15 protein-coding genes are annotated in these 13,030 nt (G+C 24.6%); 6 read left to right on the top strand and 9 right to left on the bottom strand.

Annotated elements, in window-relative coordinates; all coding sequences use genetic code 11:
* The first annotated feature begins 231 nt into the window (after positions 1 to 231).
* The 3 genes from IC218_RS21390 to IC218_RS21380 all read left to right on the top strand — a co-directional run bounded on the left by IC218_RS21390 (position 232) and on the right by IC218_RS21380 (position 1,978).
* Positions 232 to 777: an RNA polymerase sigma factor gene (locus IC218_RS21390; RefSeq protein WP_227453476.1), complete on the top strand. Its 546-nt coding sequence runs from the start codon at positions 232 to 234 to the stop codon at positions 775 to 777.
* Complete coding sequence (locus IC218_RS21385; RefSeq protein ID WP_227483890.1) at positions 770 to 1,471, top strand: DUF4367 domain-containing protein; 702 nt, start codon at positions 770 to 772, stop codon at positions 1,469 to 1,471. Before IC218_RS21390 ends, IC218_RS21385 begins: the two co-directional genes overlap by 8 nt.
* A 69-nt stretch (positions 1,472 to 1,540) precedes the next feature.
* On the top strand, positions 1,541 to 1,978 hold the full coding sequence (locus IC218_RS21380; protein ID WP_227453478.1) for a hypothetical protein: 438 nt from the start codon (positions 1,541 to 1,543) through the stop codon (positions 1,976 to 1,978).
* Between the two features lie 138 nt (positions 1,979 to 2,116).
* Here the strand turns inward: IC218_RS21380 and IC218_RS21375 are convergent, their stop codons facing one another.
* The 3 genes from IC218_RS21375 to IC218_RS21365 form a co-directional block, all read right to left on the bottom strand.
* Positions 2,117 to 2,986, bottom strand: a complete 870-nt coding sequence (locus tag IC218_RS21375; protein WP_227483891.1) for a replication initiation protein — start codon at positions 2,984 to 2,986, stop codon at positions 2,117 to 2,119.
* 1,293 nt (positions 2,987 to 4,279) lie between these two features.
* Positions 4,280 to 4,876: an SdpI family protein gene (locus tag IC218_RS21370; RefSeq protein ID WP_227483892.1), complete on the bottom strand. Its 597-nt coding sequence runs from the start codon at positions 4,874 to 4,876 to the stop codon at positions 4,280 to 4,282.
* Positions 4,877 to 4,891: 15 nt separating this feature from the next.
* On the bottom strand, positions 4,892 to 5,149 hold the full coding sequence (locus IC218_RS21365) for an autorepressor SdpR family transcription factor (RefSeq protein ID WP_048926724.1): 258 nt from the start codon (positions 5,147 to 5,149) through the stop codon (positions 4,892 to 4,894).
* A gap of 416 nt (positions 5,150 to 5,565) precedes the next feature.
* Here IC218_RS21365 and IC218_RS21360 point away from each other — a divergent pair, with 416 nt between their 5' ends.
* Complete coding sequence (locus IC218_RS21360) at positions 5,566 to 5,739, top strand: hypothetical protein (RefSeq protein WP_227483893.1); 174 nt, start codon at positions 5,566 to 5,568, stop codon at positions 5,737 to 5,739.
* A 251-nt stretch (positions 5,740 to 5,990) separates the two neighbouring features.
* On the opposite strand, the gene IC218_RS21355 is transcribed toward IC218_RS21360, so the two are convergent.
* The 3 genes from IC218_RS21355 to IC218_RS21345 are packed head-to-tail and all read right to left on the bottom strand — an operon-like array spanning position 5,991 to position 7,955.
* Positions 5,991 to 6,551: a peptidoglycan-binding domain-containing protein gene (locus tag IC218_RS21355; protein WP_227483894.1), complete on the bottom strand. Its 561-nt coding sequence runs from the start codon at positions 6,549 to 6,551 to the stop codon at positions 5,991 to 5,993.
* A gap of 45 nt (positions 6,552 to 6,596) precedes the next feature.
* On the bottom strand, positions 6,597 to 7,580 hold the full coding sequence (locus IC218_RS21350; RefSeq protein ID WP_227483895.1) for a M56 family metallopeptidase: 984 nt from the start codon (positions 7,578 to 7,580) through the stop codon (positions 6,597 to 6,599).
* Positions 7,581 to 7,592: 12 nt separating this feature from the next.
* On the bottom strand, positions 7,593 to 7,955 hold the full coding sequence (locus IC218_RS21345) for a BlaI/MecI/CopY family transcriptional regulator (protein ID WP_227483896.1): 363 nt from the start codon (positions 7,953 to 7,955) through the stop codon (positions 7,593 to 7,595).
* Positions 7,956 to 8,825: 870 nt separating this feature from the next.
* On the opposite strand from IC218_RS21345, the gene IC218_RS21340 reads away from it, so the two are divergent.
* Positions 8,826 to 9,887 (top strand): hypothetical protein, encoded by a 1,062-nt coding sequence (locus IC218_RS21340; RefSeq protein WP_227483897.1) that lies wholly within the window; start codon positions 8,826 to 8,828, stop codon positions 9,885 to 9,887.
* Between the two features lie 57 nt (positions 9,888 to 9,944).
* Positions 9,945 to 10,517 (top strand): hypothetical protein, encoded by a 573-nt coding sequence (locus IC218_RS21335; protein WP_227483898.1) that lies wholly within the window; start codon positions 9,945 to 9,947, stop codon positions 10,515 to 10,517.
* Between the two features lie 1,030 nt (positions 10,518 to 11,547).
* On the opposite strand, the gene IC218_RS21330 is transcribed toward IC218_RS21335, so the two are convergent.
* From IC218_RS21330 to IC218_RS21320, 3 genes are read right to left on the bottom strand one after another with little or no spacing between them, the layout of a single operon-like run.
* Entirely contained in the window at positions 11,548 to 11,808 is a 261-nt protein-coding gene (locus tag IC218_RS21330) for a hypothetical protein (RefSeq protein WP_227483899.1), read from the bottom strand.
* A gap of 38 nt (positions 11,809 to 11,846) precedes the next feature.
* Complete coding sequence (locus IC218_RS21325) at positions 11,847 to 12,320, bottom strand: hypothetical protein (protein WP_227825473.1); 474 nt, start codon at positions 12,318 to 12,320, stop codon at positions 11,847 to 11,849.
* Between the two features lie 15 nt (positions 12,321 to 12,335).
* Entirely contained in the window at positions 12,336 to 12,998 is a 663-nt protein-coding gene (locus IC218_RS21320; RefSeq protein WP_227453475.1) for a hypothetical protein, read from the bottom strand.
* Positions 12,999 to 13,030 lie beyond the last annotated feature (32 nt).

The raw sequence follows: 13,030 nt of genomic DNA, 5'->3' as shown, positions 1-13,030 counted from the left end.
AAAGAATATGTACTTGCATAAGTCGGCATTGTGTAACTTAATATCAATAATAGCGATAGTATTGATATTATTGCTTTCGATTTTAATTTTTTCATAATAAATATCCTCCAATTTATTTTATTTAAAGATATAACAAATATAAAAATTATTTTTAGACATATATATCTACAATTCTTTAAATTCTATATAATTTTATTTATAAAGAATATATGTTGTGAGGGAGATTAACTTATGTTGTTATATTTGACTATTATAAATTCAGAAGAAGAAAGGAATAAATTTGAAGATATATATATTAAATACAAGAAACTAATGTTTTATGTTGCTAATCAAATTTTGAAAGATGAAGCATTATCAGAAGATGCTGTTCACAATGCATTTCTAAAAATAATTGATAATCTCGATAAAATAAATGATGTAAACAGTCCAAAAACTAAAGGATTCGTTGTTATTATAGTAAAGAGAATTTCAATAAATATATATAATAAGAGAAAGAGAGAGGAAATAAATGATATTAATGATGAGAGTTATAAATTTAATTCTTTAGATTTATCGATTGAAAAATTAGGCAATTACAGCCACTTAGGAGATGCTTTAAAGAAACTATCTGAAACAGATTTGCAAGTAATCCTATTAAAGTATAGCCATGGTTTTTCTACTAAAGAGATTTCTAAGATATTGAATATAAAAGAGGTTAATTTGTATAAGAAAAATAAAAGAGCATTAGAAAAATTAAAAAAAATTTTAATTGAAATGGAGGCGTTGTCAAATGAATGAAGATAAATTAGATATAGAAAAATTATTATATGAACAGCTTCCAAAAATAGAAGAAAAAATGTTGTATGAATTACCTTGTGATGAAGATATTGACCATGACTTTTCTATAGAATTTGAAAGCAAAATGGATAAACTTATAAAAGAAAATGAAAAAAAAGTAAAAAAGAACTATTATAAAAATTTTAAAAGAATTGCTATTATTTTTATAATAATTTTATCAAGTATAGTCACTATAACTACTATAAAAACAGAAGCTTTTCCTGAAAGCTTAATGAGAATAATGAAGAAGGTATACAAAGAATTTACAGATTATAATTTTATAAACCCTCATAAATCAAATGTATCATTCAAATATATAGAACCTAAGTATATTTCTACTGGATATAAAGAAGTTGAAAGAATTGAAGAAAAAAATTATCTATCAATATCATACAAAGATAAATCAGATAATTACATAATTTATCAAATGATGCCATACTCTAGAGATGTTGTAGTATTAGACACAGAGGATGCGTTTGTTGAAAATATAAAATTTAATAATCATTATGCACAGTATGTTGAAAAAGAAAATACTCAGCAATTATTATGGCATGATAAAAATAATATCTATATGTTATCTAAAGAATTACCTACAAAAAAAATAACTAGAAAAGATAAATCAGAGTTTATTAAAGTTGCAAAAAATATTGAGTAAAAATTTGTCTAAAAAAACGTCCTTTGTTTGTTATGTTGAATATATAAAATTTTACAAGGAGGTTTTTTAATGAAAATAAAAAACGTAATATCAATATTTGTATGTGTGTTAATTATGATGATTTCAGTAAATGTTGTTAGTTTTGCTGACGAATTTAATTCATCTGATATTATTTTTATGGAAGATGTGCAAGAAGAGGTAATACCCTTTTCAGTGAATATATTAAATGGAAGATGCAATATATCATTCTCTAATGGAAAGATTAATATAAGTGCTTCTGTTGTTGGAAAATCTGGAGTAACTAAGACATCTGTTATAACAAAATTACAAGAATTAAAATCTGGGCGTTGGGTAGATTTAAAGACATCTGCAAAGAAAACTGGAGGCAAAACTTGTTCTGTTACAAATTCATACTCTGCTACAAAGGGTCATACATATAGAGGTGTTGCAATCATTACAGCCGGAAATGAATCTAAAACACTAATAAGTACATCTCAAAAATATTAAAAATTTAAGAATTTTTTTGTGGTTTAAAAATGTTACTATTAGATTTTTATGCCCCCATAAATTTATTAGGCTTTGCTTAGTTTTATTTATGTTTTGGGGCATAAACTTCTTATTGTTTTTGGCAATTCAAAAATAAAATCATTTAAACTTTTCCTTTTGACTTTTAGCAATTATGTCATCTAATTCATCAGTAGTATACTTAGTAAATGTTTCATTGAAATTATGAAATTTAGTTTTCTGTCTAGGCATCTCACTAATTTTTTTATTAGTTTTATTTTGTTTAGTATCTGAAGAAACTATATTCTCTCTTTTAGAAAAATACTTCCTATCATCAAAATCTTTTACAAGAAAAGTTATTGACTCTACTTTTCTACCCTTCTTATTTTCAATAAATTCAATATTAAAATAATTTGTTGAAATGAGTTCCTCTATTGCTGGAATAATGACTCGTCTTTTAAAATCGTTATATTTATCATATTTATTTTCTAGCATTAACAATTCTTTTAAAACATCTATTTTGTATGTAATTGCACCTTTTGTCATTGTCCATAATCTAAGCAAATCATAAAAACGTTGAGCATATGAATTCCTTAAACTAAAAAATATTTGTAGGTTTATTGGAGTATAACCAACTTGGATATAGTTTTCTATTAAATCCAGTAATTCATTAGATGTCCTTACAGTAAAAGTTCTTTCATCTTCGTTATATAGCCAATAATATATAAAACTACATTCTCCCCAATTTTTACCACTCCTAATATAAATAGTTCCTGTTCTCAATTTAGTAAATATTTTACTTATAGCTTGGGATGTTGTATAATTAGGACTTTTCATAAGTTCCTTAATTTCTTCAATAGATATTGTTATTTCTAAATTTTTATTTTTTTGAAATTCATATAATAATCTAACAAATAATCTATTTTCTATAGTTTGTAAATCATATTTTGCCATTATAAACTTATTAGACTTCATTAAAACATTAGTTTTTTGCTCTTTAATGTTTCTCATAAATTAGTTCTCCTAAAGTATCTATTTTTGATAATTATAGCTTAATTATTAATAATACGTCAATTATAAATTATATCGCATTTAATTATCAAAGTGTCGTATTAGATTATCAAAGTGTCGTATTAGATTATCAAAGTGTCGCATTTAAATTATCAAAGTGTCGCATTTAAATTATCAAAAGGTAGTATTTACAATAATTTCAGCTAGGTCTAAATACTATTATTAAATACTATTAAATACTATTTATAGGTTTATTACTATTAATAGGGATATACTATATAGATAAATGACAAAATTTAAAATTGTCGTAATTAAAAATCAATAAATTAAGAAAAAATTTAACTTAAAAGTAAAAACTTAAAACCAAAAAATTGGCTCCTAAAATCAATTCTAAACAGATAAGGATAATTACCTTACAAAAGAATAAAAACTTATTTAACAGGCAATTAAACGCGTTATATGATGATTGTAGACTTGTCCTTAATGTGATTAAAACATTGATTTTAATTGTTGCGATATGTGCTATAATATTAATGCAAGGAAAATAATGGTTGAAAAGTGTAAGAGTGGCTATTTCCATATTTAAACGCCAAATTCCATAACGGAAGGAGGTGGAACAGTATGGTGATAAATTTTTTATTGAGTATACTAGCTGGTGTTATATCAGCTTTCATGTATGATAAAATAAAAAACCACTCAAACGCCAATAAGAGTGGTTTAAAAAAATAGTTCTTTAAATCAATTTTGATGGAAATAGCTACTCTTGTATAAAGTAACTCATTATTTCCTTGCTTTTATTATATCACAAAATAGACGCTAGCGTTTAAAAAAATAGTCTAAGAAGACATTATTGTTTAATATATTATATCCTAAATGAACTAAACTATTTACTATATAATAATACTAAACTACTGAGAAAACAATAACTTTAACACTAAGTTTATATTTATATAATCATACTCGAGAGTCGCACAGAACCTTAAATATATATTCTTAACTGGAAAAATATTTAATTAAAATACTCGCTTTATCATACTCAATTTTATAAAGTTTTATTATAAAAAATTAGGCTACGAATTATAAAAAGACATGATAATAAACTTATCATGTCTTTTGTTGAACTATTTATATATAAGGCTATGTTTTAATACAGTGTTGATATTAGAATCATTTTGAATAACAAAAAAAGTAGGGGGATATCGACTGACATACCTCTACTTTTTGTTCACATTATATTAAAATTGTTCAGTAACTATAATATATAGTTTAAAATTTATTTAGAATATCGGTTTATTAATTCAAACCTTTTAATCTCTTATAATAAAATATATAAGAGTGTATGCTTGGTATTATAACCCAAGTTAAAATTCCAACAATACCTACTATATTTCCATCAAAGAAAAATGACATAATAAACATTACTATTGCAATCGGAAAAGATAAATACCCTACCAATCTATGTGCAATTTTCCAAGTTTCTTCATCTCTTATCGTCCAAGGTAATCTTAATCCCAAATACCTATTAAAAGGTATCTTAGGTGATGCATTTCCGAAAATCATCATAAAAGCTGACATTAAACCAATAATTAATATTTTGTTATCTTCTGTAATAGATATTTGATTATCAGATGATGATGAAGCAAGTATAAAACAAAGTACAACGATAAGTAATGTAAACATATTTAAAAATCTAAAAGTTTTAACTTTAGGATTATTTTTCGATAGCTTTACTATATCACTTGCTTGTCTATCTAATACTACTAAAGAGATAATAGCTAAAATACCTAATATTAATATCTCTATATTTGCTTTTGACATCACAAATCCTATTACAAGCATTAAGAGTGATGTAATTAATAATATAATTCTTGTTAAATCATTTTTTTTCATAATATTTTCCTCTCTTTATTTTTTGAATATTTCCAAGAAGTTACCAAGAACTTCTTGAATTACAGAAGTATTAATAGAATAAATTATAAATTGACCTTTCTTCTCAGAGCTCACAAGTTCTGCTTCCCTTAAAATATCTAAATGCTTTGATATTGACGGTTTTGACATATCAAAATGTTCGGCTATTTCACCAGCACTCATATCTCTATTGTTAAGCAACTTTAATATTTCTCTTCTTGTTTTATCACTTAAAGCTTTAAATGCCTTACTCATATAATAACTCCTTTCAATCTTTTTATAGATATTTAACTAATTAGTTAAATATCTATATTTATATTATATTAAGCTTCTTAAAAAAATACAACTATTTTATTGAGTTATGACTATATTTTAAATAAATTATATAATTTAATACTAAAAAAGAGCATCCTATATTGATACTCTTTTACTTCGTAATATATAACAATTGCGTCTTGTTTTTATTATAGCATATTTTACCAATATATTACCAATTACATAAACTCTGGAGTTCTTAATTTGAAATAATGCTATAATGAAAATAGGACACAATTGCTATGTAATGGATAGTATTTTTTATAGTTATATTAGATATACATAGTGTATTTTTTTTAGTGAGTTAGACTATAATTGAGACATGAATTAAATACAAATAAAAGGGAGTGGGATATATGATTTCAAGTAAATTAAAATTGATATTAAGTGGAATAGCAATTTTAATATCTTTTTATGTATTTGCAACTAATGGTAAAAGTTCGTTTAATGCTTTAAATATAGGATTATTTCTAATATTTGCAGTATCATTTATAACCGCATTGGTTTCTTATATGAAAGATAAAAAATAAAGTAACTAATGTTTAAAAACATATATTATTTTGTATATCTATTCTATTTAAATTTCATTATTATAAACAAGGTTAACTTAATAAGGGATTGCTCAATAAATAAAAATGGAGTTTTCCTTATTAAAATATAAGATTCATAATTTTAATATTATACGAAAAAAAGTAGGACATATCAGCATGACCCTACTTTTTTGCTGTTAAAATAGTCTTATTATCAACATTGTTTTAAAACATAGCCATATATAAAAATTCTAATCAAGGTTTGTAGCAGAGGCAAATTTTTGCCATGTTGCACTACCAACAATTCCATCAGCAGTTAAGCCATAACTGCTTTGAAAGCTTTTAACTTTACTAAGTGTAGTGCTTCCAAATTGACTGTCTGCTTCTAAAGAATATCCAACTTTTTTTAATAACAATTGTACTAAATGAACAGGATTTCCTGAATTTCCGTATTTTACAATCGTAGAAGTGTTAACAGTATAGTTTTTATCTCCAGTAACCTTATAATATGAATAATGATAAGTTACTGTAAATGAACTTGCTCTAGCTGAATACAAGTCTATGTTGCTATAAGTTTTTAATTCACTAGGTGTAATAAAAATTTCATCATTAGGTTGTGGCTCTACGCCTATATCCAAACAATTTTCCTCATATTTATCTTTTATTTCTTGTGGTGCATTTTCATACATAAATGTATAACCAGATATAGTAAAGCTTTTTCCTTCACTATTTTGTGTTTCTGCAAAAACTGTGCTACCCATCATAAGGAAACAACAAGTAATTAGCAATATTTTTTTTAATTTTTTTAACATAATTCCTCCCTATAATTTTGAATATATTTTAATACTAGCAAATATTTAATCTATTGTTATAGTAAAAGATTTTTCTTTGCCTGTATTAACTGGCAATGGTGCATCTAAGGAGTGATTAATTGGCTTTGATATAATTGAATCAAATTTAAAATATGTAAATGATGACAATAAGCATAAAATCAATGCTATTAAAATACCACTCTTACCATTATTTTTAAACATATTATAAACTCTTTTTTCAAAATTTGATTTTCTGTGTAATCCAGTAGTGTAGCTATTTGAATCTCTTGAACTTCTTTCAATTGAATCTAAAATTGTGTTAGCATAACTTTTTATATTTTCAAGGGAACAACCTTTTAATACAACTTCATCACAATGTAATTCACAGTTATGATATATAATTCTATCAAGTAGATAAATAAAAGGATTAAAGAAATAAACACACTTTAAAAATAAAACCAAATATCTAATGTACAAATCTTTACTTTTGTAATGAATTAATTCATGTTTTAGAATCCAATATAGTTCATTTAAATTGTAATTATATGGTGGTAAAAGTATATAATTATCAAATAATCCAAAAAATGAAGGTGTATTGATTTCATAAGTATATTTTAGTTTAATGTGCTTTTCTATATTTAATTCTTTTAATAAATTATTATAAAGATTGTTTATTTCAAGATTTTCAATGTCATATGATAAGTCAATAACCAAACTCTTAAACTTTAAATATTTTATAAACCTATAAGTTGCAAGTAAAATAACAATTGTTAGATATATTATTAATACTGTATTTGAATAATCAACTTCATTTAAAATAGGTTTGTATTGAAATTTAGAATCAGAAATAGTATAAGTAAAATAAGAGAATGGAAAAAGTAATCTAACTATTACAATTAGCCAAATATAATAATTAAAACTCTTATTGAAAATTCTGAATATAGTTGTCCTTAAAAGTAGCAGAAAACAAATAACTAGACTACTTGTGATACTGGTTCTTAAAATATCTTTTAGAATTAAATTACACATATATAGTACCTATTATTTCTTAAGTTTTTTAATAAAAGCTCTCAAAGACGCCAATTCATCTTTTCCTATCTTTTCTTTATTAACTGAATCAACTAAACTTACAATAGAATCATTATGTACATTCTTTATAAAATCAGATGTTGCAAACTCTAAGTAGCTCTTTTTATTAATCAAAATTTTATAAGTAGTGTATGCAGGTTTTTTTGTAGGCTCTAAAAACCCTCTTTTAGAAAGCCTAGATAATAGTGTAAGTGTTGTCGTTTGTTTCCATTCTTCACTCATTATATTTACAATATCTCTTGATGTCAATACCTTGTCAGTATCCCAAAATAGCATCATTACTTTAAGTTCAGCACGTGGTATTTTTTCTATCATAATATGTTCCTCCATCCTAATGTTAAAAAAATTAATAAATGTAACTTTATTCTATTAAAATAGAGTAAGACAGTCAATTGTTTTTTGATGAATGATTTACATGTGTAGAGTAAATTAAAAGAAGTGTATCACTTGAAAAGTTTTACGTGCGTAGAGTATTTTTATCAAATTTCTTAATTTTTTTAATTGAATTATATATTCGAATATAAGAGTAAATCAACTTAAAAGATACAAAAAATTAATACTTACTGACATGTAACTGACAAATCAACAAAAATAAGAGTTGATAAAATAAGTGTATATATTGAAATTACTATAATCTATACAAAAATGGCATAAAATACTTATTTTTATGCCGTATATTACCGACATATAAAAAAGTCTTGTAAGTATTGGAATTACTAGTTTGTACAGGTTTTATATGAAGAATTGTCGTTTTGTAAAAAAGGTCACTAAAATTTATAAAAATAATTATTAACTGATATGAATTATCATAAAAAAAGGCATCTATTTCCATGAAAAAAAAATTTTCGTCTGCATGTAAAAATAGCTATAGTAATACGTACAAATGTTCTGTATTTATAGAGTTATTTGTATGTAAATTATATTTTAGATAGTATGTTTAATAGCTTAATAAACAAGGTTTAAGAGTAGGGGGGTGTATGCAGGAGATGAAGGTTGAGGAAAAATTTTCTTTCAGTGTAGTCCTTTCATTTCCACATCATAAAAAAGTATTGAAAGACTGTAAGTTTGATACCCCTTAATAAGGGTGTTATAACTTTAATTTTTTAATTTTGTAATCATGTTTTAGCCTATAAATATAGTGCTAATTATTTATTTGAATTCAATTTCGCTAAGAGGGGTATGGGGATGATAGACAGAGTTAACTTATATAAAAATATAGAGTTAGACAGTAACAAATTCAGTTTAAAGTTAAAAAAATATTATGAAAAAGAAATAGATATATTAACTGGTGAGGTAATAGAAAATATATCTTTATACATGTATATGATGAATGGAGTTAAGTTTTTATATGTTGTAAAATCAAAGAAGCTGATTGTACAAGGTAGATTAATAATGTTACTTAGAAATGCAAATCACGTTTATAATTTAGATGATGTCTATATACAAAAGGAAGAAATAAGGTACAAGGTTAACAGTAAGCTTAGAGAGCTGTTTAATTGCGATATAGATATACTAGATTTTAATGTTGCTACTGTAGAAATTAATTTTAATATATTTAATGTAAATGCAAGTTTATATATAGAATTGTTTAATAAAATAGTTGAGGATAGACAAGACAATAGATATATAAGTTATACGCATGAAAATAACTTACCTACCAATACAAGTGTATATTTAAAATCCAAGTACAACTATGATAATAATATAAATAAGACTTATGCTATAAACTTTTATAATAAGTATAATCAACTTTGTAATCTGAAAAAGAAAGCTGAGGAATTACAGGGTAATAAGATAAATATAACAGACAATGATTTAGAACTAGCAAAGAATGTTTTAAGACTTGAGATAAAATGTGCAAACTATGAAATAAGAAAGTATAGTCGTACATTTAAAGCCTACTTTGAGGATATATACTTATGTAGAGATATAGTTCTAACAAAGTACAAAAGGTTTATATGTAATACTAGACTAGACTTTTATAACTACTATGAAGCTAAAGATATAATTACCAAAACAAACAAATTAAAAAGAAATAGTAAGAAGAAGTTACTACAATACTTAGAATTGAGATATGCAAAAAAGAAAAAGTATTCTAAAGAAGAATTGAAGAAATATTTTAAGATGTTAGAGTTGTTAAATATAGCTCCTGCAATCATTCCGACTAGATATGATGTTAAAAAATTAGAGAGTCCAATTAAATTACTAGATAATAAATTATTTGATTTAAAGGATGTTCATAGATAGAATAAGAATATAACTGTAATACATATGTATTCAGATATATTTAAGAGGTGAAATATTATGAATTGGAATGATTTAAAAAAATGCGATATTAGTGACATTGTAGGGTATGTAAATGAAAAATTGATTGAATATAAAAGTCTTAAAAAGGTTTCAGATAAATTAGAGATTAATGAAAGTACGATAAGAAAATATTTAAATAGCAAGGGATACAGAAGAAAGGAAAATAAATTCGTACTTTTAGAATATACATGTAATCCCCGAAGTAATACAGTTGAAAATAAAGAAAAATCTTCAATTGGTAATCAAGATGATATAAGTAATACAGGTGTAATATCAACTCCAAAATTAAAAGAAAATATGCTCTATATATCACAAGAATCAGAAACTTTAAAAGAAATGATAGAGTGGTTTAAAATCAATAAAACTGGTAAATCAAATTCAGAAGTTATTGAATTAAGAGAAGGAATAAATATAGATTTACCTGAAGCGCCAATTAAAAGAACTACTATTAGAATTAATGAAAAAATATGGGATGAATTTAATATTTTAGTTGAAGAAAATAAACCCTATGATAAGCATGACTTAATGGGACAAGCATTAAAGGAATTTATTGAGAGGTATAGAAAATAAAAATATTAAAAAAAATATATAAATACGGAAAATTTTGCTAGTAAAATTTAATAAGTAGAATTATAATTAATTTATATTAAAAAATTGAATACAAAAAAAGACTACTGCTCGTATTAGGTTTGACAGACCTTCTAACGAGTTAATACCAACTACCGACATAGTTAAGTAACAGTAATCTTTTAACTATAGTTTAAAATACTAAATGTTTTGACAGAACATAGAGTATATAAAATATAGCTGTTATCTTCTTAGATATACATAAATTATAAGAGATGAAAGAAAAAAAATCAAGATGATAACGATAAAAGATAGAAATTACAAGCTTTGTTCAAGATAGTTGGACAAGGCTTTTTTTAAATGGTTTTATAGTGGAAGGACGTTTGACCAAGTGCAAACCGTAGGCTTGACAAAGCACAGGGGTAGCCGACAAAACGTTTGGGATAGCCAACTGCATATACATATATCTAGTACTATATGGACGGGCAGAAAGTAGTGACTCGATACTACAATAAATAAAAGCGAGGGGGGAGTTTCTTTGTGGAGCATCTATATATCTTACTATTGGGGGAAACGATAGAGAGCATTAAGTTGCAAAAGAATAGATGTTATAACTGTACTAGTCCTATAAAATGCCGATATACTGGGCAAGGAAAGTTATCCTACACTTGTTTGTAGGGTAACTATGTCCAATTTTAGCCTCTATCTAGGCAGTTTAGTCAAGTGCGTTGATTTATTTAATTTTATATTTTTAATTATTTTGACATAGTTATATATATTGTTTTAAAGGAATCTTTTTTAGGAAATAGAAATGTAAAAAAGTAATTGAAATTCTTTCTTAGAATGTCTAAAAATGAAGTTTATATTTAAAGATGATTTATTAAAGAAGAAAAATCACTTATCAATAACTATTAATTTTTTTGATTCTTTGGGGAATCAATTAATTTAAAAAAGACATAATAATCATTATGTCTTTTTATATTTCTTTATCTATCAGAAACACTGGCAGATATTACACATGTTTGATGTATTATTATTTTTTATTTAAAATTAATTTGATTATATCAGGTTTAGTTAAATTATGAACTCCCTTGGAAAATAATATTCCGCCTATTATTAAAAACATATAAGAATAGTTTTTAAATATTTGATTTTCAATTATGTCTCCAAAGCCTTTATCAGCTAAGTATCTTACTTTCAATGATAATGCTAAGTCATTATTAAAAAGTAATATTATAAAACCTAATACTATTAATATTAAATTAACTTTTAAATACATATTTTTATCTTCCATTTTTAATCATTTCCTTCTGTAATTATTTAAATTTATATTTACTCTTGATATAGATTACTTAAAGAGTTAATTTTAAAATTTAAGACATTAGGCTTTAATTCTGTAACTTGTAACAATTCATTATATAATTTAAATGGATTTTCATCATACATGTTTAAAAATCTTTTGATGTCTTTGTTTTTATGTATATAGAATAAAGTACTAGTATTATTTTTAAATTCTACTAAGCTTACTCCAACGTGTTCGAGTACTTCTTTTTCTTCAATATCAAAATCTTTTTCTGAGATAAAATGAACTTTGATTAAATTTATCCCAGCATCAAATTCATTAGGATTATCTTTATAAACATCAATTAAGTATGGATAATCTTTTAGTTCTGCCTTTCTTTTGCAATCTTCGATTACATAAAAGCCTAATGATTCATTTAAACAATCCTCTGTTTGCATAAGCTTGAAAATTTCGAAGTCTTTCATTCTAAATTCTCCAACTAAATATATATTTGGTTTTTCCATTAACTATATCTCCTTTTATAATATTAATAATACAGCTAACCATGAAGCATATTCTGTAAGTGCAAATAAAGTTACTCCAACAATTGAAACAAATATACTTATTGCGATAATTAAATCATTACGAATTTTTAATTTTAATCCTTGTGAATTCATTTTGCGCTTAGCTTGTTTAGCTTTTGCTTCTTCATCTCTAGCTTTCTTAACATCTTTATGATTTCTTACTTTGTTTTGAATATCTTTAGGAACACCTTTGTTATTCATAGTATTTCCTTTTCCATGAGTTGAAGTTCCATCAAGTGCTTCTTTAGCTTCTACTCCTCCTTTTTTAACGTGTGTATGGTATTTAGTTGCATCACTTCCATGAGGTCTATGTACTGTCATTTTCCAACCTTTTCCTAAGTCTGTCCACTGGTTAAATCCAAATGTTTGCATTTCTCCTGTAGCATTTATTTCATCAGGAGATACATTAAACCTGCTAAGAATTTCTTCTAATTTATCTATTTTTTCTTTAGAAACTGTTCCTAAGCTTCTTTCTTTATAAACTTCTTCAAGTACTTCATTTAACTCTTTCTTATTTTGTTCAAAAGAATATGTACTTGCATAAGTCGGCATTGTGTAACTTAATATCAATAATAGCGATAGTATTGATATTATTGCTTTCGATTTTAATTTTTTCATAATAAATATCCTCCAATTTATTTTATTTAAAG

Source organism: Clostridioides sp. ES-S-0005-03 (genome assembly GCF_020658455.1).
Classification (GTDB): Bacteria; Bacillota; Clostridia; order Peptostreptococcales; family Peptostreptococcaceae; genus Clostridioides.
This window is presented reverse-complemented; position numbering and strand designations above follow the sequence as displayed.

Coding starts and splice junctions, on each gene's coding strand:
- IC218_RS21375 (WP_227483891.1), bottom strand. CDS start 2,986: ATGAGAAACATTAAAGAGCAAAAAACTAATGTTTTAATGAAGTCTAAT.
- IC218_RS21320 (WP_227453475.1), bottom strand. CDS start 12,998: ATGAAAAAATTAAAATCGAAAGCAATAATATCAATACTATCGCTATTA.
- IC218_RS21385 (WP_227483890.1), top strand. CDS start 770: ATGAATGAAGATAAATTAGATATAGAAAAATTATTATATGAACAGCTT.
- IC218_RS21350 (WP_227483895.1), bottom strand. CDS start 7,580: ATGTGTAATTTAATTCTAAAAGATATTTTAAGAACCAGTATCACAAGT.
- IC218_RS21380 (WP_227453478.1), top strand. CDS start 1,541: ATGAAAATAAAAAACGTAATATCAATATTTGTATGTGTGTTAATTATG.
- IC218_RS21365 (WP_048926724.1), bottom strand. CDS start 5,149: ATGAGTAAGGCATTTAAAGCTTTAAGTGATAAAACAAGAAGAGAAATA.
- IC218_RS21325 (WP_227825473.1), bottom strand. CDS start 12,320: ATGGAAAAACCAAATATATATTTAGTTGGAGAATTTAGAATGAAAGAC.
- IC218_RS21340 (WP_227483897.1), top strand. CDS start 8,826: ATGATAGACAGAGTTAACTTATATAAAAATATAGAGTTAGACAGTAAC.
- IC218_RS21330 (WP_227483899.1), bottom strand. CDS start 11,808: ATGGAAGATAAAAATATGTATTTAAAAGTTAATTTAATATTAATAGTA.
- IC218_RS21355 (WP_227483894.1), bottom strand. CDS start 6,551: ATGTTAAAAAAATTAAAAAAAATATTGCTAATTACTTGTTGTTTCCTT.
- IC218_RS21370 (WP_227483892.1), bottom strand. CDS start 4,876: ATGAAAAAAAATGATTTAACAAGAATTATATTATTAATTACATCACTC.
- IC218_RS21345 (WP_227483896.1), bottom strand. CDS start 7,955: ATGATAGAAAAAATACCACGTGCTGAACTTAAAGTAATGATGCTATTT.
- IC218_RS21335 (WP_227483898.1), top strand. CDS start 9,945: ATGAATTGGAATGATTTAAAAAAATGCGATATTAGTGACATTGTAGGG.
- IC218_RS21390 (WP_227453476.1), top strand. CDS start 232: ATGTTGTTATATTTGACTATTATAAATTCAGAAGAAGAAAGGAATAAA.
- IC218_RS21360 (WP_227483893.1), top strand. CDS start 5,566: ATGATTTCAAGTAAATTAAAATTGATATTAAGTGGAATAGCAATTTTA.